Origin of the sequence: Streptosporangium sp. NPDC023963, from assembly GCF_040639135.1 — a bacterium.
Classification (GTDB): domain Bacteria; phylum Actinomycetota; class Actinomycetes; order Streptosporangiales; family Streptosporangiaceae; genus Streptosporangium.
The window spans coordinates 307,596-331,574 of record NZ_JBEZZK010000010.1; the positions used below are offsets into that span (position 1 = coordinate 307,596).

The 23,979-nt window shown below is 72.0% G+C and carries 21 protein-coding genes; 19 read left to right on the plus strand and 2 right to left on the minus strand.

The genetic code is table 11. From position 1 onward, the window contains the following. Window positions 1–154: 154 nt before the first annotated feature. The 16 genes from AB0F88_RS28300 (at window position 155) to AB0F88_RS28375 (ending at window position 18,300) form a co-directional block, all read left to right on the plus strand. Window positions 155–1,609, plus strand: a complete 1,455-nt coding sequence (locus AB0F88_RS28300; RefSeq protein WP_362690386.1) for a sugar transferase — start codon at window positions 155–157, stop codon at window positions 1,607–1,609. Beyond that, on the plus strand, window positions 1,609–2,676 hold the full coding sequence (locus tag AB0F88_RS28305; RefSeq protein ID WP_362690389.1) for a glucose-1-phosphate thymidylyltransferase: 1,068 nt from the start codon (window positions 1,609–1,611) through the stop codon (window positions 2,674–2,676). Before AB0F88_RS28300 ends, AB0F88_RS28305 begins: the two co-directional genes overlap by 1 nt. A 166-nt stretch (window positions 2,677–2,842) precedes the next feature. Then, window positions 2,843–3,946: a dTDP-glucose 4,6-dehydratase gene (gene rfbB, locus AB0F88_RS28310; protein ID WP_362690392.1), complete on the plus strand. Its 1,104-nt coding sequence runs from the start codon at window positions 2,843–2,845 to the stop codon at window positions 3,944–3,946. Then, window positions 3,943–4,800 carry a dTDP-4-dehydrorhamnose reductase gene (gene rfbD, locus AB0F88_RS28315; protein WP_362690395.1) on the plus strand — a complete coding sequence of 286 codons (858 nt, stop codon included), beginning with the start codon at window positions 3,943–3,945 and terminating at the stop codon, window positions 4,798–4,800. Before rfbB ends, rfbD begins: the two co-directional genes overlap by 4 nt. 63 nt (window positions 4,801–4,863) lie before the next feature. Beyond that, on the plus strand, window positions 4,864–6,099 hold the full coding sequence (locus tag AB0F88_RS28320; RefSeq protein ID WP_362690398.1) for a class I SAM-dependent methyltransferase: 1,236 nt from the start codon (window positions 4,864–4,866) through the stop codon (window positions 6,097–6,099). After that, window positions 6,096–6,983 (plus strand): sugar phosphate nucleotidyltransferase, encoded by an 888-nt coding sequence (locus AB0F88_RS28325; RefSeq protein ID WP_362690401.1) that lies wholly within the window; start codon window positions 6,096–6,098, stop codon window positions 6,981–6,983. The genes AB0F88_RS28320 and AB0F88_RS28325 overlap by 4 nt, the downstream gene beginning before the upstream one ends. Further along, the gene (locus tag AB0F88_RS28330; RefSeq protein WP_362690404.1) at window positions 6,980–7,630 is read left to right on the plus strand and encodes a PIG-L deacetylase family protein; all 651 of its coding nucleotides are present in this window, start codon (window positions 6,980–6,982) and stop codon (window positions 7,628–7,630) included. The genes AB0F88_RS28325 and AB0F88_RS28330 overlap by 4 nt, the downstream gene beginning before the upstream one ends. Before the next feature lie 5 nt (window positions 7,631–7,635). Then, complete coding sequence (locus AB0F88_RS28335; RefSeq protein ID WP_362690407.1) at window positions 7,636–8,676, plus strand: SDR family oxidoreductase; 1,041 nt, start codon at window positions 7,636–7,638, stop codon at window positions 8,674–8,676. Next, on the plus strand, window positions 8,666–10,039 hold the full coding sequence (locus AB0F88_RS28340; protein WP_362690410.1) for a DUF4910 domain-containing protein: 1,374 nt from the start codon (window positions 8,666–8,668) through the stop codon (window positions 10,037–10,039). The genes AB0F88_RS28335 and AB0F88_RS28340 overlap by 11 nt, the downstream gene beginning before the upstream one ends. Next, window positions 10,036–11,088 carry a hypothetical protein gene (locus tag AB0F88_RS28345; protein WP_362690413.1) on the plus strand — a complete coding sequence of 351 codons (1,053 nt, stop codon included), beginning with the start codon at window positions 10,036–10,038 and terminating at the stop codon, window positions 11,086–11,088. Before AB0F88_RS28340 ends, AB0F88_RS28345 begins: the two co-directional genes overlap by 4 nt. Then, window positions 11,085–12,647: a lipopolysaccharide biosynthesis protein gene (locus tag AB0F88_RS28350; protein WP_362690416.1), complete on the plus strand. Its 1,563-nt coding sequence runs from the start codon at window positions 11,085–11,087 to the stop codon at window positions 12,645–12,647. Before AB0F88_RS28345 ends, AB0F88_RS28350 begins: the two co-directional genes overlap by 4 nt. A gap of 158 nt (window positions 12,648–12,805) precedes the next feature. Next, window positions 12,806–13,699, plus strand: coding sequence for a glycosyltransferase family 2 protein (locus AB0F88_RS28355; RefSeq protein ID WP_362690419.1), 894 nt, complete (start codon window positions 12,806–12,808; stop codon window positions 13,697–13,699). Between the two features lie 47 nt (window positions 13,700–13,746). Next, entirely contained in the window at window positions 13,747–14,643 is an 897-nt protein-coding gene (locus tag AB0F88_RS28360) for a hypothetical protein (protein WP_362690422.1), read from the plus strand. A gap of 175 nt (window positions 14,644–14,818) precedes the next feature. Continuing rightward, window positions 14,819–15,889: a hypothetical protein gene (locus AB0F88_RS28365; RefSeq protein ID WP_362690425.1), complete on the plus strand. Its 1,071-nt coding sequence runs from the start codon at window positions 14,819–14,821 to the stop codon at window positions 15,887–15,889. A gap of 135 nt (window positions 15,890–16,024) precedes the next feature. Further along, window positions 16,025–16,735 carry a hypothetical protein gene (locus AB0F88_RS28370; protein WP_362690428.1) on the plus strand — a complete coding sequence of 237 codons (711 nt, stop codon included), beginning with the start codon at window positions 16,025–16,027 and terminating at the stop codon, window positions 16,733–16,735. An 8-nt stretch (window positions 16,736–16,743) separates the two neighbouring features. Further along, a complete protein-coding gene (locus AB0F88_RS28375; protein ID WP_362690431.1) occupies window positions 16,744–18,300 on the plus strand; it encodes an O-antigen ligase family protein in 1,557 nt (518 codons plus the stop codon). Here AB0F88_RS28375 and AB0F88_RS28380 read toward each other — a convergent pair. After that, complete coding sequence (locus AB0F88_RS28380; RefSeq protein ID WP_362690434.1) at window positions 18,239–18,787, minus strand: dTDP-4-dehydrorhamnose 3,5-epimerase family protein; 549 nt, start codon at window positions 18,785–18,787, stop codon at window positions 18,239–18,241. The two genes, AB0F88_RS28375 and AB0F88_RS28380, sit on opposite strands and share 62 nt — an antisense overlap. 123 nt (window positions 18,788–18,910) lie before the next feature. Between AB0F88_RS28380 and AB0F88_RS28385 the strand changes: the two genes are divergently transcribed. From AB0F88_RS28385 to AB0F88_RS28395, 3 genes are all read left to right on the plus strand, one after another. Further along, entirely contained in the window at window positions 18,911–19,648 is a 738-nt protein-coding gene (locus AB0F88_RS28385; RefSeq protein ID WP_362690437.1) for a WecB/TagA/CpsF family glycosyltransferase, read from the plus strand. 62 nt (window positions 19,649–19,710) lie between these two features. Then, window positions 19,711–22,113 (plus strand): glycosyltransferase, encoded by a 2,403-nt coding sequence (locus AB0F88_RS28390; RefSeq protein ID WP_362690440.1) that lies wholly within the window; start codon window positions 19,711–19,713, stop codon window positions 22,111–22,113. Window positions 22,114–22,126: 13 nt separating this feature from the next. Then, the gene (locus AB0F88_RS28395; RefSeq protein WP_362690443.1) at window positions 22,127–23,509 is read left to right on the plus strand and encodes a hypothetical protein; all 1,383 of its coding nucleotides are present in this window, start codon (window positions 22,127–22,129) and stop codon (window positions 23,507–23,509) included. 284 nt (window positions 23,510–23,793) lie between these two features. Here AB0F88_RS28395 and AB0F88_RS28400 read toward each other — a convergent pair. After that, a partial coding sequence (locus AB0F88_RS28400; protein ID WP_362690446.1) for a non-reducing end alpha-L-arabinofuranosidase family hydrolase occupies window positions 23,794–23,979 on the minus strand: 186 nt, incomplete at its 5' end.

The window sequence follows — 23,979 nt, forward strand, 5'->3', positions numbered from 1 at the left end:
GGACAGTACCCGGTATTCCCCTACTCATTGGTGATCACTAGGATTTCCATGGGTATCCACGCTCCTGATGCATAAGGGAATGCTGTCAACCATTGAATGAGACGCGCGGCCCTTAGCCGGTCGCGTTCAGGCATCTTGGGTGGGACGGGGTGGTATGAGAGTGGAAACCGAGGAGCTCGTCCTCGGGCTTCTCAAAGGTCCTGCACGCACTTCTCCAAGCATTTGGACGCGCTCTTATGTCCGTATTCTGCTTGCCGGAGACGTCGCGTGTTCCGTGGTCGCCTGCGAGACCGTTCTGGGGGTCCGGCTGTGGTTGGGCGCCTTCATCCCTCCGGCGGAGGCCCTGCTCGGGCTGAGCCTCGCCCTGATCTGGCCGCTGGCCCTGGCGTCGGGGGGTGCCTATCGCAAGCGCACGCACGGTGAGGGAACGGACGAATTCAGGGCCGTTTTCAATGGCGCGGCCGGCCTGACGGCGGCGGTCGCGATCGGTGCGTACATCACGCAAACTCCGATCGCCCGCAGCTTTGTCATGGCGATGTTCCCGCTCGCTTTCACCCTCACCCTCTTCTTCCGTTACCGGATGCGCAAGCGGCTGCACCGCAGGCGCTCGCGCGGCGACTACATGCGCCACATGGTCGCCGTCGGCCATCGGGAGTCGGTGCTCGACCTGGTGATGCAGCTGCGCAGGCAGCCGCACCACGGCATGACCGTCGTCGCCGCGTGCCTGCCCGCGGGCCCCGACCTGGTGGAGGTCGACGGGGTTCCGGTCCTCGGCAACTTCTCCGACGTCCCCGCGGTGGTGGCCGAGGTCGACGCCGACGCCGTCGCCGTTCTGGCCTGCCCGGAACTGGACGGCGCGGCGCTGCGCAGGCTCGCCTGGGGCCTGGAGGACGCCCGCACCGACCTGTTCGTGGCGCCCGCCCTCATGGACGTGGCCGGCCCGCGCATCAGCATCAGCCCGGTGGCCGGCATGCCGCTCCTGCACGTCGAGCACCCCGACTTCCGCGGCGCCCGGCGGCTGGCGAAGAGCCTGTTCGACCGGACGGGGGCGGGCTTGGCCCTGCTGGCACTGGGGGCGCCGATGCTGGTGATCGTCGCGCTGATCCGCGCGACGAGCCCGGGACCCGCTCTCTTCCGCCAGGTCAGGGTGGGCAAGGGGGGCGTGGAGTTCCACGTCGTGAAATTTCGCACGATGGTGGTCGACGCGGAGCAACTCAAGATCGACCTGGAGCGGGAGAACGAGTTCGACGGCGTCCTCTTCAAGATTAGGAACGATCCAAGAATCACCCGCGTGGGCGCCTTCCTGCGCCGATACTCCATCGACGAGCTGCCCCAGCTGCTCAACGTGCTGCGCGGCGAGATGTCCCTCGTCGGCCCGCGACCGCCGCTCCCCGACGAGGTCAGGCAGTACGGCGCGGACGTGCGCCGCCGCCTGGTCGTGAAACCCGGCATGACCGGCCTGTGGCAGGTCAGCGGGCGCTCGGACCTGACCTGGGAGGAGTCGGTCCGCCTGGACCTCCGATACGTCGAGAACTGGTCGCTCTTCCTGGACCTGCAGATCCTCTGGAAGACCTGGAGCGCCGTGACCGGCGGAGAAGGGGCCTACTAGTGAAAGCACTCGTGCTCGCCGGGGGGTCGGGCACCCGGCTGCGGCCGATCACCCACACCTCCGCGAAGCAGCTCGTGCCCGTCGCCAACAAGCCCATCCTCTTCTACGGGCTGGAGGACATCGCCGCCGCGGGCGTCCGCGAGATCGGGATCGTCGTGGGCGACACGCACGCCGAGATCGAGGCGGCCGTCGGCGACGGCCGCGCGTTCGGCCTGGAGGTCACCTACATCCGCCAGCGGGCGCCGCTGGGCCTGGCCCACGCGGTGCTCGTCGCCCGCGACTACCTCGGCGACGACGACTTCGTCATGTATCTCGGCGACAACTTCATCGTCGGCGGCATCGACGACGTCGTCGAACGCTTCACCCGCGAGCGGCCCGCCGCCCACATCATGCTCACCAGGGTCAGGGACCCCCGGCAGTTCGGGGTCGCCGAACTCGACGTCACCGGCCGGGTGATCGGGCTGGAGGAGAAGCCGCCCGTCCCCAAGAGCGACCTCGCCCTGGTCGGCGTCTACCTGTTCACCGCCGCGATCCACGAGGCGGTGGCCGAGCTCAAGCCCTCGTGGCGAGGAGAGCTGGAGATCACCGACGCCGTCCACCGGCTGATCGCCGACGGGCGGAGGGTCGAGTCCTCCGTCATCTCCGGCTACTGGAAGGACACCGGCAACGTCACCGACATGCTGGAGGTCAACCGGCTGGTGCTGGAGTCCCTGGAGCCCCGGGTGGACGGCCTGGTCGACGACGCCAGCCAGCTGATCGGCCGGGTGGTCGTCGAGAAGGGCGCGGTGATCGAGCGGTCCCGCGTCGTCGGGCCCGCGATCATCGGTCCCGGAGCCCGGATCCGCGACAGCTACATCGGCCCCTTCACCTCGATCGCCGAAGGCTGCGCGATCAGCGGCAGCGAGATCGAGTACTCGATCGTCCTGCCCAGGTCCTCGATCGCCGGAGTCTCGCGGATCGAGGCGTCCCTCATCGGCCACGACGTCGAGGTCACCCCCGCCCCCACCACCCCCAGAGCCCACCGTCTCGTGCTGGGCGATCACAGCAAGGTCCAGATCAGTTCTTGACACCCATCCCACGGCTGGAGCCGGAGGGTCCCCGTCCGCGCGGACACGCCTCCCCCGAGACCTCCCCCGAGACCTCCCCCAACGCCTTCCTCAAGGTTTTCCCCACGTTCTCTCCCGATGTTTCTCCCGAGACCGAACCCCGGAGTCTCCACGCTGGAGGTATTCGATGAAAGTCCTGGTCACCGGTGGTTCTGGTTTCATCGGTTCCCACTTCGCCCGCGTGGTCGCCGCGAGCGGGGCCGCCGTGACGGTCCTCGACAAGCTCACCTACGCGGGAAACCCGGCGAACCTGGAGGGGACGCCCCACGCCTTCGTGCACGGCGACGTCTGCGACGGCGAGCTGCTGGCCGGCCTGGTCCCCGGGCACGACCTCGTCGTCAACTTCGCCGCCGAGTCCCACGTCGACCGGTCGATCGACGGTGCCGCCGACTTCGTACGGACCAACGTCCTCGGCACGCAGGCGCTGATGCAGGCCTGCCTGGACGCGGGCACCCCGCGGGTGGTGCAGGTCTCGACCGACGAGGTGTACGGGTCGATCGACAGGGGTTCCTGGGACGAGAGCGCGCCGCTCAGCCCGCGCTCGCCCTACTCCGCGGCCAAGGCGAGCGGCGACATGGTCGCCCAGGCGTACGCGGTCACCCACGGCCTGCCGGTCTCCATCACGCGCTGCGGCAACAACTACGGTCCCCGCCAGCATCCGGAGAAGCTGATCCCGCGCTTCGTCACCCACCTCCTGCGAGGTCGCAGGGTCCCGCTCTACGGCGACGGCGGCAACGTCCGCGACTGGGTCCACGTCGACGACCACTGCGCGGGCATCCGCCTCGTCGCCGAGCGCGGCGAGTGCGGGGAGGTCTACCACATCGGCGGCACGGCGGAGCTGAGCAACCTCGAGCTCACCGCCCGGCTCCTCGAGGCCTGCGGCGCCGGTTGGGACATGGTCGAGCGCGTCCCCGACCGCAAGGGGCACGACCGCCGTTACTCCCTGGACGACTCCCGGCTCCGCGCGCTCGGCTACCGGCCGTCCGTGCCGTTCGAGCGGGGCCTGACGGAGACGGTCCGCTGGTACGAGGACAACCCGGGCTGGTGGGAGGCCGCCGTGGAGGAGGCGGGTGACGGCTCGCCGCCGGGCGGCGTGGGCCCGCCCGGCTCGGCGGGTTCGGCGGGTTCGGCGGGTGCGGTGAACGCGGTGGGTTCGACGGGTTCCGTCGATGCGGTGGGTGCGGTGGGCTCGGCCGGTGCGGCGGGCGGGCGGGGAGGGAAGGCCGGATGACCCGCTGGATGATCATCGGTGCCTCCGGCATGCTCGGAACCGAACTGACGGCCCGCCTGCGCGCCGAGGGGCGGCCCGTCCTCGCGTTCGGCAGGCAGGAGCTGGACCTTCGCGACACTTCCGCCGTGCGCCGCCTGGTCACGTCCCACGGCCCCGACGTCGTGGTGAACTGCGCCGCGTGGAACGCCGTCGACGAGGCGGAGACGCGAGAGGACGAGGCGCTCGCCGTCAACGGCACCGGGGTGCGCGCGCTCGCCGAGGCGTGCGGGCTCGCCGGCGCGCGGATGATCCAGCCCTCCAGCGACTACGTCTTCGACGGCACCGCGCTGGACCCCTACCCCGAGGACGCGCGGCCCTGCCCGGTCAACGCGTACGGCAGGACCAAGCTGGCGGGCGAGCGCGCCGTTCTGGAGGTGCTGCCGCGCGGCGGCTACGTGGTGCGCACCGCCTGGCTGTACGCCGCGACCGGCCACAACTTCGTCCGCACGATGGCCCGCCTGGAGAGGGAGGGGGCCGCCCCCGACGTCGTCGGCGACCAGTTCGGCCAGCCCACCTGGGCCGGGGACCTGGCCGCCAGGATCGTCGCCCTGGCCGGGAGCGGGGCGCCGCCCGGCGTCCACCACGCCACCAACTCGGGCCACACGAGCTGGTACGGCCTGGCCAGGGAGGTCTTCACGCTGCTCGGCGCCGATCCCGCCCGGGTGACCGAGGTCTCCTCCAAGGACTTCCCGCGCCCCGCGCCCCGGCCCGCGTACAGCGTGCTCGGGGACGACGGCGGGCGCGCGACCGGGCTGCCGCCGATGCGGCACTGGCGAGAGGCGCTGAGGGAGTCCCGTGTGCTCGCGGCGGGCTAGCGGCACGAGCACGACCCAGTCGGAGAACCGTCGGACCGCGTCACGCGGCGAGGGAGCGCATTCATGACAACCTGCAGGCTGTGCGGCTCGACGAGCCTCGCCAGCGTCGTCGACCTCGGGGCGACACCGCCCTGCGAGCGGTTCCTCACCGAGCGGCAGCTGGAGGAGCCCGAGGTCACCTACCCGCTGCACCTGCGGGTCTGCACCGGCTGCTGGCTGGCGCAGATCCCGCCGATGATCACGCCGGAGGAGACCTTCACCGAGTACGCCTACTTCTCCTCGTACTCCACCTCGTGGGTGGAGCACGCGCGGGAGTTCGTGCGCGGGGCGGCCGACCGGCTGGGGCTGGGGGCCGGGTCGTTCGTGGTCGAGGTGGCCAGCAACGACGGGTACCTGCTGCGGCACGTCGTCGAGCGGGGCATCCGGTGCCTGGGGATCGAGCCGTCGGAGAACGTCGGCCGGGCGGCCAGGGAGGCCGGGGTGACGACCTTCACGGCGTTCCTCGGCCCGGAGACCGGCGCCTCGGTGCGCGCGGAGCACGGGCCCGCCGACCTGGTGGTGGCCAACAACGTCTACGCCCACATCCCGGACGTCGTCGGGTTCACCCGGGGGCTGCGCGCCCTCGTGGCCGACGACGGCTGGGTCTCCATCGAGGTCCAGCACCTGCTCACCCTGATGGAGCATAACCAGTACGACACGATCTACCACGAGCACTTCCAGTACTACACGGTCGCCTCCGCCCAGCGCGCCCTGGCCACCGGCGGGCTCGCCCTCGTGGACGTCGAGTCGCTGCCCACGCACGGGGGCTCGATCCGCCTGTGGGCCAGGCCGGAAGAGGCCGTCGGCGAGCCGGGCGAGCGGGTGGCCGCGCTGCTCGCCGCGGAGAAGGCCGCCGGCCTGCACGAGCTGTCCGGGTACGCCGAGTTCGGCGAGCGGGTGGCGCGGGTGCGACGCGACCTGCTGGGCTTCCTGCTCGACGCCGCCCGCGAGGGCAGGACCGTCGCGGGCTACGGGGCGCCGGGCAAGGGCAACACCCTGCTCAACCACTGCGGCATCCGGCCCGACCTGCTCCCCTTCACCGTCGACCGCAACCCGTACAAGCACGGCAGGTTCACCCCCGGCACGCGCGTGCCGATCCTGCCGCCCGAGCGGCTCGCCGAGGAGCGGCCCGACTACGTGCTGGTCCTGCCGTGGAACCTCCGCGAGGAACTCGTCGGCCAGCTGTCCTTCGTGCACGCCTGGGGAGGCCGGTTGGTCTTCCCCATCCCCAACCTGGAGATCGTCGAGGTGAACCCGTGAAGGTCGTCCTCTTCTGCGGCGGATACGGCACCAGGATGCGCACCGGCACCCCCGGTGACGTGCCCAAGCCCATGCAGCTCGTGGGGCCCCGGCCGCTCATCTGGCATGTGATGCGCTACTACGCGCACTTCGGGCACACCGAGTTCGTCCTCTGCCTGGGGTACGGCGCGCACCACATCAAGGACTTCTTCCTGAACTACCAGGAGACGACGTCCAACGACTTCGTGCTGCGCGGGGGCAGGGTCGAGCTGCTGTCCACCGACATCTCCGACTGGTCGATCTCGTTCGTGCAGACCGGGATCGCGTCGCCGATCGGCGAGCGGCTGCGCCGGGTCCGCGACCACCTGGACGGTGAGGAGATGTTCCTGGCCAACTACGCCGACGTGCTCACCGACGCGCCGCTGCCGGAGATCGTCGACCGCTTCACCCGGTCGGGCGCGGGCGCGTCGATGATGGTGGTCCCGCCCGCCGACACCTTCCACTGCATCGAGCTGGGGGAGCGCGGCACGGTCGGGGGGATCACGCCGGTCAGCGAGATGCCGCTCTGGGTCAACGGCGGATACTTCGTGCTCCGCCAGGAGATCTTCGACCACATCCCGGAGGGTGGCGACCTGGTCGCGGACGGCTGCGCCGAGCTGGCCAAGCGCGGCAGGCTGCTCGCCTACCCGCACCGCGGTTACTGGCGGCCGACCGACACGGTCAAGGAGCGGGTGGCCCTCGACGAGGCCTACTCGCGCGGCGACCGCCCCTGGGCGCTGTGGGAGCGCGAGCGGGCGCCGGTGCCCGTACCCGGGCCTGTGACGGTCCCGGAGCGCGAAGCGGCGCTCGGGTACGGGTCCGCGGCGGTGCTCGGAGGAGGGCACGCGGCGGTGACGGTCACGTGATCCGCTTCCGGCCGGCCGGAACGGGCCGGATCGCGCTGCTCGCCGCGCACTGCGACGACCTCGCCATCGGGGCGGGCGGCAGCCTGCTCACCCTCTGCTCCGCGCGCCCCGGCGTCCAGGTGGACGCGCTGGTGCTCTCCGGCGGCGGGACCGAGCGGGAGGACGAGGAACGCGCCGCGCTGGCCGCGTTCTGTCCCGGCGCCGACCTGCGGCTCACCGTGCTCAAACTGCCCGACGGGCGGCTGCCCGCGCGCTGGGAGGAGGCGAAGGAGGCGGTGGAGGAGCTGCGGGAGCGCACCGACCCCGACCTGCTGCTCGCGCCGAACCCCGCCGACGCCCACCAGGACCACCGGGGCCTGGCCAGGCTGGTGCCCACGGCCTTCCGCGACCACCAGGTGCTCGGCTACGAGATCGCCAAGTGGGACGGCGACCTCGGGCGGCCCTCGGCCTACCAGCCGCTCACGCCCGAGGTGGCCGAGGCGAAGGTGGGCCTGCTGCACCGCCACTACCCCTCCCAGCGTCACCGCTCCTGGTTCGACCGCGAGGCGTTCCTGGGGCTGGCCCGCATCCGCGGGATCGAGTGCCACGCCCGCTACGCCGAGGCGTTCCACGTCAACAAGCTGATCTTCGACCTGGCTGGAGGCTGAACCGGATGCGCGTGCTGCTGACCGGGCACCAGGGCTACCTGGGGAGTGTGATGGCCCCGGTGCTCGCCGCCGCGGGCCACGAGGTGACCGGGCTCGACTCCGGGCTCTTCGCCGGATGCGTCCTGGGCCCCGCGCCCGACGACCCGCCCGGACACGCCGTCGACCTGCGGGACGTCACTCCCGAGGTCCTGGCGGGGGTGGACGCGGTGGTGCACCTCGCCGCCCTGTCCAACGACCCGCTGGGCGCGCTGGCGCCCGAGCTGACCTACGACATCAACCACCGCGCCGCGGTGCGGCTGGCCCGGCTGGCCCGCGACGCGGGCGTGCGCCGGTTCCTGTACGCCTCCACCTGCTCGGTCTACGGCGCCTCCGGCTCGGACCTGGTCGACGAGGACGCGCCGCTGCGCCCGGTCACCCCGTACGCCGACTCCAAGGTCCGGGTGGAGAACGACCTGCTCAAGCTGGCCGACGACGACTTCAGCCCGGTGTTCCTGCGCAACGCCACCGCGTTCGGGTTCTCGCCCAGGCTGCGCGCGGACATCGTGCTGAACAACCTCGTCGGCCACGCGCTCCTGTCCGGCGAGGTCAGGGTGCTGTCCGACGGCACCCCGTGGCGCCCGCTGGTGCACGCCGCCGACATCGCGAACGCCTTCGCCATGGCGCTGACCGCCCCGCGCGACGCCGTCCACGCCAGGGCCTTCAACGTCGGCACCGAGGAGAACAACGTGACGGTGGCGGAGATCGCCGCCGAGGTCGCCGAGGCGGTGCCCGGCTCCCGGGTCGTGATCACCGGGGAGACCGGGGCCGACCCGCGCTCCTACCGGGTCGACTTCTCCCGGATCCGGGACGCGCTCCTCGGCTACCGGGCGCTGTGGACGGTGAAGGCGGGCGCGGTCGAGCTCGTCGAGGCGTACGGGCGGTTCGGCCTGACCGAGGACGGCTTCCGGCGCCACTTCACCAGGCTGGCGTGGCTGTCGGCCCGTCGCGAGGCCGGAACCGTCGACGGGGCGCTGCGGCCACGCGGGGCGGTGCGCGGTGACGGATGACAACGGCGGCGAGGCATCAGGGGCGGGGCGCGGCGGCGAGACGCCGGAGGCGGGAGGCGGCGAGGCGCCGGGGGCGGGGAGCGGGGACGAGGCCCGCGAGATGCGGGACCTCGTGGAGCGGCTCTACCCGCTCTGCAGGAGCATCACCGGCGACGGCGTGCGCCGCACCCTGGAGATCGTCGGGGAGTCCCTCCGCATGCAGGTCCGCGAGGTGCCGACGGGCACCCAGGTCCTCGACTGGACGGTCCCCAGGGAGTGGAACATCCGCGACGCGTACGTCAAGGACGCCTCGGGGGCCAGGGTCGTCGACTTCGCCGCCTCGAACCTGCACGTGGTCGGCTACAGCGTCCCGGTGTCGGCCACCATGACCCTGGACGAGCTGCGCGGGCACCTGCACACGCTCCCCGACCAGCCCGCCCTGGTCCCGTACCGCACCAGCTACTACGCGGAGACGTGGGGCTTCTGCCTGGCCCACGACACCCTGGAGGGCCTCCCCGACGGGCCGTACGAGGTCATGATCGACTCGACGCTCGCCGACGGGCACCTGACCTACGGCGAGCACGTGGTGCCCGGCAGGGTCGCCGAGGAGGTGCTCGTCTCCTGCCACGTGTGCCACCCCTCGCTGGCCAACGACAACCTGGCGGGCGTCGCGGTGGCGGTCCGGCTCGCCCGGCGGCTGGCCGGGGCCGACCCGTGGTACACCTACCGCTTCCTGTTCGCGCCGGGCACCATCGGCGCGATCACCTGGCTGGCGCGCAACCGGGAGCGCACCGGGCGGATCAAACACGGCCTGGTGCTGGCCTGCGCGGGAGACCGGGGCCCGCTGACGTACAAGCGCAGCAGGCGGGGCGACGCCGAGATCGACAGGGCGGTGCGGCACGTCCTGCGCACCTCGGGGCGTCCCCACACGGTCGTGGACTTCTCCCCGTACGGCTACGACGAGCGGCAGTTCTGCTCGCCGGGCTTCGACCTGCCCGTCGGCTCGCTCACCAGGACCCCGTACGCGGGCTACCCGGAGTACCACACCTCCGCCGACGACCCGGACTTCGTCTCCCCCGAGGCGATGGCCGACACCCTGGAGACCTGCTGGGAGGTCACCCGGGTGCTGGAGGACGACCGCGCCTACCTCAACCTCAGCCCGTACGGGGAACCGCAGCTGGGCAGGCGGGGCCTGTACGGGTCGCTGGGCGGGCGCAGCGACACCAAGGAGGCCCAGATGGCGATGTTGTGGGTGCTGAACCTCTCCGACGGGAGGCACAGCCTCCTGGACATCGCGGAACGGTCCGATCTTCCCTTCGGTGCCGTGGCGGAGGCGGCACGGGCCCTTCGCGGTTCTGGACTTCTCAAGGAGTGTTCGCTGTGACGCGGTTCCAGGTCGTGACGGGCTCCAGGGCGGGCTCCAGGGCGGGCTCCCGGGCGGGCGGGGCACTCAACCTCCGGGTCGGCGAGACGGTGGAGGTGCGCAGCGAGGCCGAGATCATGGCCACGCTGGACGGGAAGGGGGAGCTGGACGAGCTGCCCTTCATGCCGGAGATGCTGGCCTTCTGCGGGCGGCGGCTCACGGTGCACAAGGTGGCGCACAAGCTCTGCGACACGATCAGCGGCAGCGGCATGCGGCGGATGGAGCGCGCCGTCCACCTGACCGGGGCCCGCTGCGACGGCCAGGCGCACGGCGGCTGCCAGACGGCCTGCCAGTTCTACTGGAAGGAGTCCTGGCTCAGGCGGGTGGACCCGGACTCCCCCGCTCCTCCCGTCACGGTCGGTCTCGCGGCGGGCAGGCCCCTGCTGCCGATCCTGCAGGCCGCCACGAGGAAGGAGCCCGGCCCCGACGGGGAGGAACGCTTCTCCTGCCAGGCGACCGAGCTGTTGCGCGCCGCGCCCACCTGCCTGCCGTTCAAGGACGTCGGGCAGTACGTCGCCGACGTGCGCACCGGGAATGTGGGCGTGACCTGGATGCTGCGCTCGTTCCTCGTCGGGCTGTTCAACCGCTTCCAGCAGGCGAGCAAGCGGTTCCTGCCCAGGTGGCTGTGGATCAGGGGCGGGATGCGCTGGGGGTTCGTCAGGGGCGAGGCCGGGCCGACCACCCCGACGCTCACCCTGGACCTGCGGCCGGGGGAGCTCGTCAGGGTCAAGTCCAAGGAGGAGATCCTCAAGACGCTCAACGACGGCCTGCTCAACCGCGGCATGGGGTTCGAGGAGGAGATGTCGCGCTACTGCGGCCACGTCGCGCGGGTGAGCGCCCGCGTCGAGAGGTGCCTGGACGAGAAGACCGGCCGGATGCTGCGGATGAAGAACCCCTGCATCGTCCTGGAGGGCGTCGTCTGCGCGGGCGCGTACAACGTCAGCTGCCCGCGCGAGTTCGTCCCGTTCTGGCGGGAGATCTGGCTCGAACGCGTCGAGGAGCCCAGGTGAGCGGGCCGTCCCCCGAGACGGGCGGCGAGACCGGCACGGCCGGTGGGGCCGGTGGTGTCGGCACGGACGGTGAGCAGGTCGGGACGATCGGCAGGAAGGCCGGTCGCGGGCTGCGCTGGAGTCTCCTGGGCAACCTGGGGACGAAGGCGACCACCTTCGTCATGGGACTGGTGCTCGCCCGGCTGCTCGTGCCGGAGGACTTCGGCCTCTACGCCATCGCGCTCGCCGCGACCACCTTCGTCATGCACGTCAACGACGTCGGCATCATCGCCGCCACCGTGCAGTGGCGGGGCAGGGTCGAGGACATGGCGCCGACCGCGACGGTCATGGCCGTGGCGTTCAGCACCGGGATGTACGGGATCTTCTGGGTGGTGGCCCCGTACTTCGCGGAGCTGGCGGGCAGCGCGGAGGCCACCCCGGTGGTCCGGCTGCTCACCGCGGTCATCCTCATCGACGGCGTCACCGCCGTGCGGGCGGGTTCGCTGATGCGCGGGTTCGGGCACGACAGGCTGACCAAGGCCAACATCGCGGGCTCGCTGGTCAACGCGGGGGTGGCCGTTACGCTCGCCGCGAACGGCGCCGGCGCCTACAGCTTCGCCGTCGGGCAGGTGGCGGCCAACACGGTCACCGGCGCGCTGGTGTTCGCCTGGGCCGGGCTGCCGTTCCGCCTCGGCTTCGACCGGGAGGTAGCGGTCAGGCTCCTGCGGTTCGGGGCGCCGCTGGCCCTGGGGCTCGGCATCGAGGCGGTGCTGATGAACGCCGACTACGTCATCGTCGGCGCCGTGCTCGGCCCCGTCGCCCTCGGCTTCTACCTGCTGGCGTTCAACGTCTCCAGCTGGGTGCCCAGCGTGATCGGCACCGCCCTGCGGTACGTGACCGTGCCCAGCTTCTCGCGGCTGGCCGAGCAGCGGCCGGAGGCTCTGTCGCTGGGGGTGCAGCGCTCGGTGCCGTTGCTGGTGGCGTTCGTCCTGCCGGTCGCCGTGGTGACGGCCACGCTGGCCCCGGCGATCGTGGCGTTCCTCTACGGCGAGAAGTGGGCCCCGGCCGCCGGGGTCCTGGCGCTGCTGGCGGTCCTGATGGTCGTGCGGATGCTCACCTCCCTCGCCTTCGACATCCTCACCTCGGCGGGCGCCACCAGGGCGACCGTGTGGATGAACCTCGGCTGGGCCGTGGCGCTGGTGCCCGCGCTGTGGGCGGGCACGCACTGGTACGGCATCCGCGGCGCGGCGATCGGGCACGCGCTGGCCGGTGTCCTGGTCGCCCTGCCGGTGGCGGCCCTGGTGCTGGGCCGCGCGGGGGTGCGCCTGGCGCCCGTCCTGCCCGCCCTCGTCCGCCCGCTGCTGGGGGCCGCGGTCGCGGCGGTCGTCACGGTGACGCTCGCCGGCCTGACGAGCGGGGTGGCCGGTGGGGCGGTGGCGGGCGGGATGACCGCCGGCTCCGCGCTCGTCCAGCTCTGCGTGGCCGGTGGCGGGGGACTGCTCGCGTACCTCCTGATCGCCGTACCCGCGGCGCGGCTCAGACGGCTCGGCGCGCGGGCGGTCCTCGCCCGCGCCCGCTGACCGCCCGCAAGACCTGCCAGACCCGCAAGACCTGCCAGACCCGCAAGACCTGCCAGACCCGTAAGACCCGCAAGACCTGCCAGACCCGTAAGACCCGCAAGACCTGCCAGACCTGAAGGCCCCGCGGAATCCACGGGATCCACGAAAGGAGAGACCGGATGGAGAACTCCGACACGCTGGTGTCCATCGTGCTTCCCGTGCGCAACGGGGCCGGGCGGATCGAGGGCGCGATCCGCTCGGTGCTCGGCCAGGACCACGAGCGCCTCCAGCTGGTGATCTCCGACAACGCGTCCACGGACGGCACCGAGGAGATCTGCCGCGACCTGGCCGCGACCGACCGCCGGATCGTCTACCGCAGGCACCCGGAGAACGTGGGCCTGTTCGACAACTTCGTCCGTACGACCGAGCTGGTCGAGGGCACGTTCTTCCGCTGGGTCGGCGACGACGACCGGCTGGAGCCCGCGTGCGTCTCCCGGTCCCTCCAGGCGTTCGCGGAGGACGACCGGCTCGTCCTGGTCACCACGCAGGTCGCCTACACCGGGCCCGACGGGACCGTCACCACCGCTCCCCTCGACGGCTCCGGGCTGTCCTCGGACGACCCGGTCGAGCGGTTCGCCGAGATGCTGCGACTGCTCAACGAGAGCCACCTGCTCATCGACCCGCTGTACGGCACGCTGCGGCGCGACCCGCTGGCGAGGATCCCGCGGCGCAACATGCTGCGCGAGGACGAGGTGTTCGCGGCGAAGCTCGCGCTGGCCGGGCCGTGGGGGCACGTCCCCGAGGTCCTCGCCCACCGCAACTGGAAGCACGACACCCTGTCCGCGATCGCCCGCCGCCTCGACGTGCCGCCCTGGCGGGCCCGCTGCTCCACCGTCCTGCAGTGCGGGGAGCTGTTCCGCTGGCTGCGGGGAGCCGATCTCACCGCCGATCAGCGCCGCCGTGCCCGCGCGGCCGTCCTCGGCATGTACGCGCGCCGCCAGCGGCTCACCGCGGCCCGCCGGGGCCGCAGGCTCGCGCTCATCGCCTCGGGGCTCGTCCCCGGCGGGCGGTGAGAGATGTCCTTCGATCCGACACCAGTGATTCCAGAAGGGAGAACCCCGTGACCACCGTCTTCTCCAACAGTGTGGTGGACGACGACACGCGCAGGGAGCAGCTCTACCGGGGGCAGGTCTTCGTCTACTCGGCGACGCCCGCCTCCGCCCAGCTGGCCGCCTTCGCCAGGGAACTGATCACCGAGGCGTTCGGCGAGCGCGATCCCGAGACCGCCCAGTTCGACATGCCGGTCGAGGAGTTCGCCGACCTGCTCGCCCGTCTCAAGCCCCGGTTCATCCATCACCCCCGGTGCAAGGAGTTGCTGCCCGCGGTGCTCGCGGAACTGGGCTGCGACCTGGACCGCACCTACTTCGACGTGCCCCGGCTGCGCACCTCCACCTCCCACGACTACCTCACCTCCGGCATCTCCTACGCCTTCCATCCCCATCGCGACTGCTGGTACTCGGCCCCGTTCAACCAGCTCAACTGGTGGATCCCCGTCTACGAGGTGGTCCCGGAGAACGTGATGGCCTTCCATCCCCAGTACTTCGGCAGCCCGGTGCGCAACGGCAGCGCCCGCTACGACTACGCGGAGTGGAACAGGACCAGCCGGCTCACCGCCGCCCAGCACGTGCGCGGCGACACCAGGGACCAGCCCCGCCCCGAGGAGACCGTCGTGCTCGACCCGCAGGTGCGGGTGGTGCCGGAGCCGGGGGGCGTCATGGTGTTCTCCGGCGCCCAGCTGCACTCCACGGTGCCCAACACCTCGGGCAGGACCCGCTTCAGCATCGACTTCCGCACGGTGCACATCGACGACGTGCGCACCCGCCGCGGCGCCCGCAACGTGGACGCGGAGTGCACCGGTACCACCCTGCGTGACTTCGTCCGCTCCTCCGACCTCGACCCGATGCCGGAGGAGCTGGCGCTGGAGTACGAGGCGGAGGCCCTGATCAGGGTCGGGTGAGCCGCGGACCCCGGCCACCGCCACATCGCCGTGACGCCGTTACGCCGTGACATCCGTGGTGACGCCTGCGGTGACGTCCGTGGTGACGTCCGTAGTGACAAGGAGTTCGTGTGCTGCGACCAATACGCATCGTGTCCTGGGCGTCTGGCGCGCTCGGGGGAGCGGGGACGACGTAGTGGAGTTCTGGAAGACCATCCTCGACCTCGCCAGAAGGAAGCGGGTCGGGTTTCCGCTGTTCGGCCTGGCGCTCCTCGCCGCCGTGGTCGTCTTCTCCCTGGTGCCCCCGCGCTACGTGTCGAGCGCCTCCATGGTGCTGACCACGCCCCCCGCGGGGGGAACGACGGACCCGGCCAAGCGGCCGGGGCGGACCAACCCGCTGCTGCAGTTCAGCGACGGCCTCAGGACCACGGCCGGCATCCTCATCCTGTCCATGAACACCGAGGCGGTCGCGACGGAACTGGGCATCGTGAAGGACGGTCCCGTCGAGGTCACGATCAACGACGGGCGCACCAACCCCAGCATGCTGGGCATCCTCATGAACGGCCCGTTCGTGTACGTGGAGGTGGAGAGCGACTCCGCCGAGGTCACCCGTGCCGTCATGGCCAGGACCCAGTTCCGCCTCAGGACCGAGCTGGTCCGCAGGCAGGAGGTGCTCGGCGCCCCCCGCTCCACCTTCATCGGGTTCGTCGAGGTGGTGCCCGCCGGCTACCCCGCGATGGACCGGAGCGGCACCTGGCAGGCCGCGGGCGGGGCGGCGTTCGCCGTCGTCCTGCTCGGCCTCGGCGCGGTGTACGCCGTGGAGCGACGGAGGGTGTTCCGGCGGAGGTCCGGCGGCGGGCGGCCCGGCGAGCCCCGGCCGGACACGGAAACGGCCACGGCCACGGAAGCGGCCACGGCCACGGAAGCGGCCACGGAAGCGGCCACTGCCCCGCCCCCGGCAGGCCGGTCCGACGAGGCGCATCCCGACGACCTTCCGGAAAAGGGCCGGGAGCACGAGGACGGCGAGGACGGCGAGGAAGGCGGGGAAGGCGGGGAGCCCGCAACCGACAAGGGCGACAAGGGCGACAGGGACGGTAAGGGCGGCGGGGGCGGTAGGAACCGTGCGGGCGGGGGCGGCAGGGGGCGTGGAGGTCGTGACGGCAGGGGTGTCCCCGAGCCGCCGATCACCGTGTACCCGGTGGAGGCGATGTCCCCGGCGCCCTCGGCGACACCTGGACGAGGACGGCAAGTGGACGACGACACGTAGACGGCGACAGGCAGGCGACCGCGACAGGCATACGGCGACAGGCAGACGACCGCGACAGGCAGACGACCGCGACAGGCGTACGGCGCCGGTACGTCGCTCTGACGGCGACCGCGACAGGCAGACGAGAGGAAACGCGTGGACTTCTGGGGGACCGTGCTCATCGTGTTACGGCGCTGGTACGTCGCCCTGCCGGCGTTCCTGCTGTCCATCGGCGCCGCGCTGGGCGTCTACTCGTCGATCCCCACGCTCTACGTCTCGAACGCGGTGCTCGTGCTGACCATCCCGCCCACCGGGGGAAGCCTGCCGAGCGACCCCGAGCGTCCCAACGGGCTGACCAACCCCCTGCTGAACTTCGACTGGGGCCTGAGCATGTCCGCCTCGATCCTCATCCAGGTGATCAGCGCGCCGGAGACGGCGGAGTCGCTCGGCGTGCGGCCCGAGGGTGACACCACCTTCACGGCCACCAACGGCAGCACCAATCCGGAGGCGCTGGACGGCGGGCCGTTCGTGTACATCGAGGGCACGAGCATGTCGCCGGCCGGGGCGCGGGACATCGTGACGCGGGTCAGGGACCGCGCGAGGATCGAGCTGGCCGGTCGGCAGAGGCAGCTCAACGCGCCCCTGGCGACCTACATCACGATGGACGAGATGGTGCCGCCGACGGAGCCGCAACCCCAGCGCGGGGGGAAGACGCGCGGGGCCGCCGCCGCACTGCTTCTCGGGGTGCTCGCCAGCCTCGCCGCGGTGTTCTCCCTGGAGAGTTTCCTGGACGCCCGGAAGCGGAGACGCGGGAGGCCCGTGCCGGCGCCCGGGCTGCCCGCCGAGCCCTCCCTCCTGCGGAGGTGAGAACTCCCGTGACCCGCACGGCACCCACGGCACCCACGGTCTCCGGCACGGTTCCCACCGAGGTCCCCACCGGGGATCCGGCCCCCGTGTCCGTCGCCTCCCTGGACCGCCCCGGTCTCCGCAGTGCCGACGGGGCCACCCTCGCCGCCGCGTTCGCGGTGGTCCTGATGCTGTCTCCGGCGCGGCTGGTCTTCCGCGGCCTGCCCTTCTCGCTCACGCCCGCCGACGCGGTCGGCCTCTTCGCCGCGCTGTGGTGGTTCTGCGCGCAGCTCACCACCACGCTCGGCGCGGCCAAGGGCTCCAACCCCGTACGCACCGCCCTGTTCGCGTACACCGCGGCGATGCTGGCCACCTACGGGTACGCCAGCGCCGCCTACCTCCCGCCCGACGAGCTCGACATGGCCGACCACAGCATCGTCCTCGTCGTGGCGACGGTGGGCATCGGTCTCGGGGCGTGCGACGGCACCCGGGGCCGGGAGCGGCTGGACTTCGTCCTGAGATGTCTCGTGATCTCCGGCGCGGCCGTCGGGGTCATCGCGGCGCTCCAGTTCGTGCTCGAATTCGACCTGACGAAGTACCTGGCCTTTCCCGGTTTCCGGTTCACCTCGGATCTGCCGGCGATCCTCGAACGGAACACCCTGCGCCGGGTCGCGGCCACCACGGGACATCCCATCGAGCTCGGCGTCGTCTGCGCGATGATCACTCCTCTCGCACTGCACTACGCGTTCGGCGCCCGCGACCGGGGGGAGCCCTCCCTGCGGTGGTGGGTGTGCTGCGCGCTGATCGGTACCGGGCTGATGTTCTCCGTGTCGCGGTCGGCGGTCCTCGGGCTCGCCGTCGTCGGCGTGGTACTGGTCGCCGGGTGGCCCGCGCGCAGGAGGCTGTGGGCGGCGCTCGGCGGCGCGGGTTTCCTGGTGGGGATGAAGGTGGCCGTGCCCGGCCTGATGAGCGTCTTCCTCGGGCTGTTCACCAGCCTGTCCAGCGATTCGAGCATCCAGTACAGGACCCATGACTACGCGGTGGCGGCCGCCGAGATCGGGAACCACTTCTGGGTCGGCAGGGGGCTGGGCACCTGGTACGCGCCCAAGCACCTGATCTTCGACAACCAGTACATCCTGTCGCTGGTGGAGACCGGGGTCATCGGCGTGGCCGCCTTCTCCGGGATCTTCCTGACCGGTATCTGGGCGGCGTTGCGCGTCCGCCGCCTCAGCTCCGACCCCGCCGTACGGGACCTGGGGCTGACCCTGGCCGCGTGCCTGGTCGTCCCCCTGGTCGGGGCGGCCACGTTCGACCTGCGCTCGTTCGCGACCGTGACGGGCCTGTCATTCCTGATCATCGGAGCCGCCGGCTCGCTGTTGCGCGCCACCCGGCAGCCGAGGGCTCAGGTCGTCCGGCCGCCGGAGAGGTCCGGCGGGGAGCCCGGGGAGCCCGGGAAGTTCGGGAAGGAGACCGATGAGGAGGTCGGCGAGAAGGCCGTCGAGGCCGTCGAGGCCGTCGGGAAGGTCACCCGACCAGCCGGGCGCGCAGATCCGCCCAGGAGCCCGCGGACAGATCCCGCTCGCTGATCGCGGTGACCGGCAGCGGCCACCGGATGCCGAGGTCGGGGTCGTCGTAGCGGACGGCGAGGTCCTCGGCGGGATCGTGCTCCCGGTCGATCCGGTAGCAGACGTCGGCCTGATCGGTCAGTGCCTGATAGCCGTGCAACAAGCCAGGAGGAACGTAGAGGTGAACGAACGTCTCATCGTCCAGAACCACCGACATCTGGCGGCCGAAGGTCGGCGAGCCCGGCCGGGCGTCGACGAGCACGTCGTGCACGGCCCCGCGAGCGCACCGGACGAGCTTGGCCTCCCCCCGGCCGCCCCGGCCGTGCAGGGCCCTGACCGTCCCCAGCCGGGACCGCGACTGGCTGTCCTGGACGAACGCCTCGGGCCGCAGCCCGTGGGCGGCGGCGAGCGCCGCGTCGAAGGTGCGGGTGAACAGCCCGCGGTCGTCCCTGTGCGAGGTGGGGACGAAGAGCAGGACATCGTCGATCTCGGCGCGTTCGACTCTCATGAGCCCATCTTTACGACTCCCGCACCTCCCGGCCATGGAGAAGGGGGAAACGGCGCCGACCGGCGTACACCTGAGAGGTCCGGAGCGGGGTTCGCGCGCGTCCGGGTCGGGGCCGTCGAGGTCATGGCGGTCAGCGAGGCGGAGCTTCTCGACCACGTGGCGGACGAGTGGCGACGGGGGCGCGGCGGCGCGATCGTCACCGCGAACGTCGACATCGTCCGCGCCGCCACGCGCGACCCCGCCCTGGCGGACCTCGTCACCCGCTCCGAGATCGTGGTCGCCGACGGGATGCCGGTGGTCTGGGCGTCGAGGCTCGCCGGGTCGGCGGTTCCCTGCAGGATCACCGGCGCCGCGCTCGTGCACTCCCTGACCGGACGGGCCGCGCGCGAGAACCGCTCGGTCTACCTGCTCGGAGGGGAGCCCGGCGTGCCGGAGGACGCGGCGCGGGTCCTCGCCGGACGCTGCCCGGGACTGCGCGTGGCGGGCACCTGCTCGCCTCCCTTCGGGTTCGAGAGCACGCCGGACGGGATCCGCGAGGTGGTCGAGGGGGTGGCCGCCGCCGCACCCGGCCTCGTCCTCGTCGGGCTGGGCTTCCCCAAACAGGAAAGGGTCATCGAGGCCCTCAGGGAGAAGCTGCCCGACGCCTGGTACCTCGGCTGCGGAGCCGGGATCCCCATGGCGGCCGGGCGGTTCAGCCGCGCCCCGGGGCCGGTCCAGCGGGCGGGCGCCGAGTGGCTGTACCGGCTCGCCCTGGAACCGCGCCGCCTGGCCCGCCGCTACCTGCGCGACGACGCGCCGTTCGCGATCGTCCTCCTCGCGGGCGCCCTGCGCACCCGCCTGACATCGAGGCGCCGCACGTGACCGCCGGCCCCGCGTCCGAGCCACTCGGCGTGACCGCCGGCCCCGCGTCCGAGGCGCTCCACATGACCGCCGATCACGAGTCCGAGCCACTGGGCGTGGCCGCCGATCCCGCGTCCGAGGCGCTCCACGTGACCGCCGATCCCGCGCCCGGGATCGAGGCGCTCCGTGTGCCCGTCGATTCCCCGCCCGCCGGCGCGACCACCTTCCCGCCACGGTCCTCTCTCACGAGAAACGGCTCCGACATGGCTGTTCCAGCGTGGCCCCCGCTGGCCGTAGTGATCGTCACGTATTCGAGCGGCGAGGTCGTCGAGGGCTGCCTGCGCTCGCTCGACGCGGCACTGGCCGGTGCCGGTCCGGCGCGGGTCGTCGTGGTGGACAACGCCTCGTCCGACGACACCGTCGAGCGGGTGCGCGAGGTCGCGCCCGAGGCCGAGGTGATCCAGACCGGGCGCAACGCCGGCTTCGCCGCCGGGGTGAACGCGGGCATCGCCGCCGCGGACGGCTGCGACGTGCTGGTGCTGAACCCCGACATCCGGCTCGCGCCCGGCTCCGTGCTCCTGCTCCGGCAGGCGCTCGCCCTGCCGGGAACCGGGATCGCCGCCCCCCGCCTCACCGGCGAGACGGGGACGCTCCACCTCTCCCTGCGCAGGCGCCCCACCGTGCCGAGGGCGCTCGGGGAGGCGCTGCTGGGCGGGCACCGGGCCGGACGGATCCCGGCGCTCGGCGAGCTGGTCGTGGACCCGGCCGCCTACGACAGGCCGCAGGCGGTCGACTGGGTGGCCGGTGCGGCCTGGCTGGTCTCCCGCGCGTGCCTGGACGCCCTGGACCCCCTCGACGAGCGCTACTTCCTGTACTCGGAGGAGACCGAGTACATGCTCAGGGCGGGTGAGGCGGGGTTCGCCGTCCGGTACGAGCCCCGTGCCGTGGCCGTTCACCTCGGTGGCGAGCAGTCCACGTCGAGCCGGCTGTGGGCGCTGTCGTCGGCCAACCGGGTCCGGATGCACCGGGAACGGTACGGCCGACCGCGCGGGCAGCTGATGCGGCTGGCCGTCGGGCTCAACGAGCTGGTCCGCGCGGTCGCCAGGGGCGGGGCGGGCGGGCGGCGGCACCGGGCCGCCCTGCGCCAGCTGGTCCCCCTGCGCGAGTGGCCGCTCCTGCCCGGCGAGGAGGGAGCGTCCCCGGCCCGGACCGCGGAGGCCTCCTCGATCCGGACCGCGGAGGTCTCCTCGATCCGGACCGAGGAGACCTCCCGGTCCCAGGCCACGGAGGCGTCCCCGGCCCAGGAGGCGTCGGCCTCTCCCGGCTACGTCTGCTTCTCGGCGCAGGACTGGTGGTACCACAACCGGGCGCACTCGGACTTCCAGCTCATGCGCTCGGTCGCCGCGCACAGGAAGGTCCTCGTGGTCAACAGCATCGGGATGCGCATGCCGATGCCGGGCAGGTCCACGCAGGTGCTGCGGCGCGTCGGGCGCAAGCTGCGCAGCGTCGCGATGCTCGTCAGGAGGCCGCTGCGGGAGCTGCCCGGCTTCTACGTGATGTCCCCGCTGCCGCTGCCCTTCTACGGGTCGCCGCTGGCCAGGCGGGTGAACGCGTTACTGGTCCGGGCCCAGGTGCTGGCCGTCTCGCGGGCACTGGGACTGCGCCATCCCGTGATCATGGTGACCATCCCCACGGCGTGGGACGTGGTGCGGCCGATGCGCAGGCGGGCGCTGGTGTTCAACCGCTCCGACCGGCACTCGTCGTTCCCCGAGTCCGACCGGCCGACCATCGAGGCGCTGGAACGCGGCCTGCTGGAGCGCTCCGACCACGTGGTCTACGTCAGCACCGCGCTGATGGGCGAGGAGAGCGGTGTGACCGGAGACCGCGCGCACTTCCTCGACCACGGCGTGGACACCGACCACTTCCGGCGCCGCCCGGAGAGCGAGCAGCCCGCCGACCTGCGCGCGATCCCCGGCCCGAGGGTGGGTTTCTTCGGCGCGCTGGACGACTATCTCGTCGACTTCGACCTGCTCGAACGGATCGCCGTCGAGCTGCCCGGCGTCTCGCTGGTCCTGATCGGCGACGCGACCGTCCCGATGGAGCGGCTCACCCGCCACCCGAACGTGCACTGGCTCGGATTTCGGCCGTACGAGCAGATCCCCGCGTACGGATCGGGATTCGACGTCGCGATCATGCCGTGGCTGGACAACCCGTGGATCAGGCATTCGAACCCGATCAAGCTCAAGGAGTATCTCGCGCTGGGCCTGCCGGTGGTCAGCACCGATTTCCAGGAACTCGCCAACTATGCCGATCGCGTGAGGATCGCCACCGACGACGACCTTTTCCTCGACGCTGTTCGTGCGACGTTGCGCGACGGGGGCCTGCAGCCCGCGGACATCATACGAGGGTCCGTACTCGGTGCCTCCTGGTCGTCGCGTGCCGCGCAGCTGATGGCGCTCGCCGAGCTGTCACCGGGCCCGCGATGAGGAGGACGAGATCATGAGATCCGAGGATCAGGGGCAGACGACGGAACGCCGGGCCAGGCGGTCGTTGCCGATGCTGGTCGGGGCCGGAGCCGTCTCGGTGTCGGTGGCGGTGCTCGGGCTCTCCTGGATCGAGGCGCCCGGAAGCCGTGATCGGGCGGCGGGCGCCCTCTCGGGAACGGCCGGTGCGTGGTCGGCCGCGGGTCCGCCCGCGACGGCCGCGCGGGTGCCGTGGGAGGGCGGCCCCGCCTACTACGGGCGGTTCGCCGCGCCGGCGGCGGCGGGCTGGACGAACCCGTCGTTCTTCCCAGTGGGAGTCTGGTTCGAGTCCGTGATCACCCAGGCCGACGCGGACAGGGACCGGGCCGCCGGGATCAACACCTACGTGGAGCTGACCGAGACCAGCGACATGGCGCTGGTGCGGAAGAACGGCATGTCGGCGCTGACGAGCGTCCCACTGCCCGGCTACGGCAAGGAGACGGTGGGCTGGCTGCTCAACGACGAGGCCGACATGTGGGCGAAGGCCGGAGACGCCGGATGGACCGGCAACCACCCCGGCGAGGGGCCCCTGTGCGTCCCCGAGGACAAGGGGTGCGGTTTCACCGTGATGCGCACCCGCAAGGAGAAGGTCCCGAAGGGCGACGGCAGGCTGCACTACGCCAACTACGGCAAGGGCGTGATGATGTGGGAGCGGGACACGGACGCCGCCACGTTCGTCAACCGCTTCACCGACGTCGTCTCGTCCGACATCTACTGGTACACCAGCGCGAGCGTCTGCCTGGACGGGAAGAACTTCCTGTCCCTGCCGGTCTCCCGGTGCCGTAGGGCCGCCAACTACGGCGCCGTCCTCGACCGCCAGCGCGAGCTGGACGCGCTGGACGGCCGCCGCCAGCCGATCTACGGTTTCGTCGAGGTCGGCTGGCCGGCCGAGAACGACACCCGGGCCGTCCAGCCGCAGCAGGTGACGGGCGCGGTCATGAGCTCGCTGATCCACGAGGCCCGGGGCATCATCTACTTCAACCACAACTTCGGCGGGCCGTGCCACTCCCAGCACGTCCTGCGCGAGGAGTGCGGGAAGAAGGTCAGGCCCGCGGTGGCCGAGGTCAACCGGCGCATCGGGCAGCTGGCCCCGGTGCTGAACACCCAGTCGTACGCGCACCGCTTCGGCCCCGGCCTCGACACCATGTTGAAACACCACCGGGGCTCGTACTACGTCTTCGCGATGCCCGCCGCCGGCACGGCCCCCGGCAGGCGCACGTTCACCCTGCCGCGCGGGATGCGGGCCGGGCGCGCCGAGGTCCTCTTCGAGAACCGGACGGTCCCCGTCGACGCCCAGGGCAGGTTCACCGACTCCTTCGCCGCCGAGTACTCCCACCACATCTACCGGATCACTCCCTGACGTCCCGCCACGGGAGCCGGGCCGCTGGAGGCATCCCTTCGGTGGACGACGCGGATCACTTGAGGTGTCCCACCCGACGACGTACCGTGTCGCGATCGTCGGGGCGACCTCCCTCGCCCGGACGACGAAACGATCTGGGCTCTCCGCGTGACACGGGCGGGCTCGGCCGTGCACCGAGCCCGCCCGCTCCGGCTCCACCCGGTCCTGATCGCACGCTCATCCGGTTCGGCGTACGCCTTCGCGGTGGACGTCAGGAACGTTCGGGCCGGAGGTGTGTCACGCCGTCAGCGCTGCAGGGTCAGCAGGCCGGGCCGGTAGGGCAGGAGGCCGTAGTCGACGCCGTCGGACCTGGGGTCGCGGCCCTGGTAGAGCAGTTGCAGGTTGCAGGGGTCGACGGTCATGGTCTGGTCGGCGTTGGTGCGCAGCAGCTCACCGTGGCTGATGTCGTTGGTCCAGGTGGCGCCGCTGTT

What these genes read in the sequence shown, in the direction of transcription:
- AB0F88_RS28300 (WP_362690386.1), top strand. Translation starts at nt 155, where the DNA reads ATGAGAGTGGAAACCGAGGAGCTCGTCCTCGGGCTTCTCAAAGGTCCT.
- rfbB (WP_362690392.1), top strand. Translation starts at nt 2,843, where the DNA reads ATGAAAGTCCTGGTCACCGGTGGTTCTGGTTTCATCGGTTCCCACTTC.
- rfbD (WP_362690395.1), top strand. Translation starts at nt 3,943, where the DNA reads ATGACCCGCTGGATGATCATCGGTGCCTCCGGCATGCTCGGAACCGAA.
- AB0F88_RS28320 (WP_362690398.1), top strand. Translation starts at nt 4,864, where the DNA reads ATGACAACCTGCAGGCTGTGCGGCTCGACGAGCCTCGCCAGCGTCGTC.
- AB0F88_RS28335 (WP_362690407.1), top strand. Translation starts at nt 7,636, where the DNA reads ATGCGCGTGCTGCTGACCGGGCACCAGGGCTACCTGGGGAGTGTGATG.
- AB0F88_RS28355 (WP_362690419.1), top strand. Translation starts at nt 12,806, where the DNA reads ATGGAGAACTCCGACACGCTGGTGTCCATCGTGCTTCCCGTGCGCAAC.
- AB0F88_RS28380 (WP_362690434.1), bottom strand. Translation starts at nt 18,787, where the DNA reads ATGAGAGTCGAACGCGCCGAGATCGACGATGTCCTGCTCTTCGTCCCC.
- AB0F88_RS28385 (WP_362690437.1), top strand. Translation starts at nt 18,911, where the DNA reads ATGGCGGTCAGCGAGGCGGAGCTTCTCGACCACGTGGCGGACGAGTGG.
- AB0F88_RS28390 (WP_362690440.1), top strand. Translation starts at nt 19,711, where the DNA reads ATGACCGCCGATCACGAGTCCGAGCCACTGGGCGTGGCCGCCGATCCC.
- AB0F88_RS28395 (WP_362690443.1), top strand. Translation starts at nt 22,127, where the DNA reads ATGAGATCCGAGGATCAGGGGCAGACGACGGAACGCCGGGCCAGGCGG.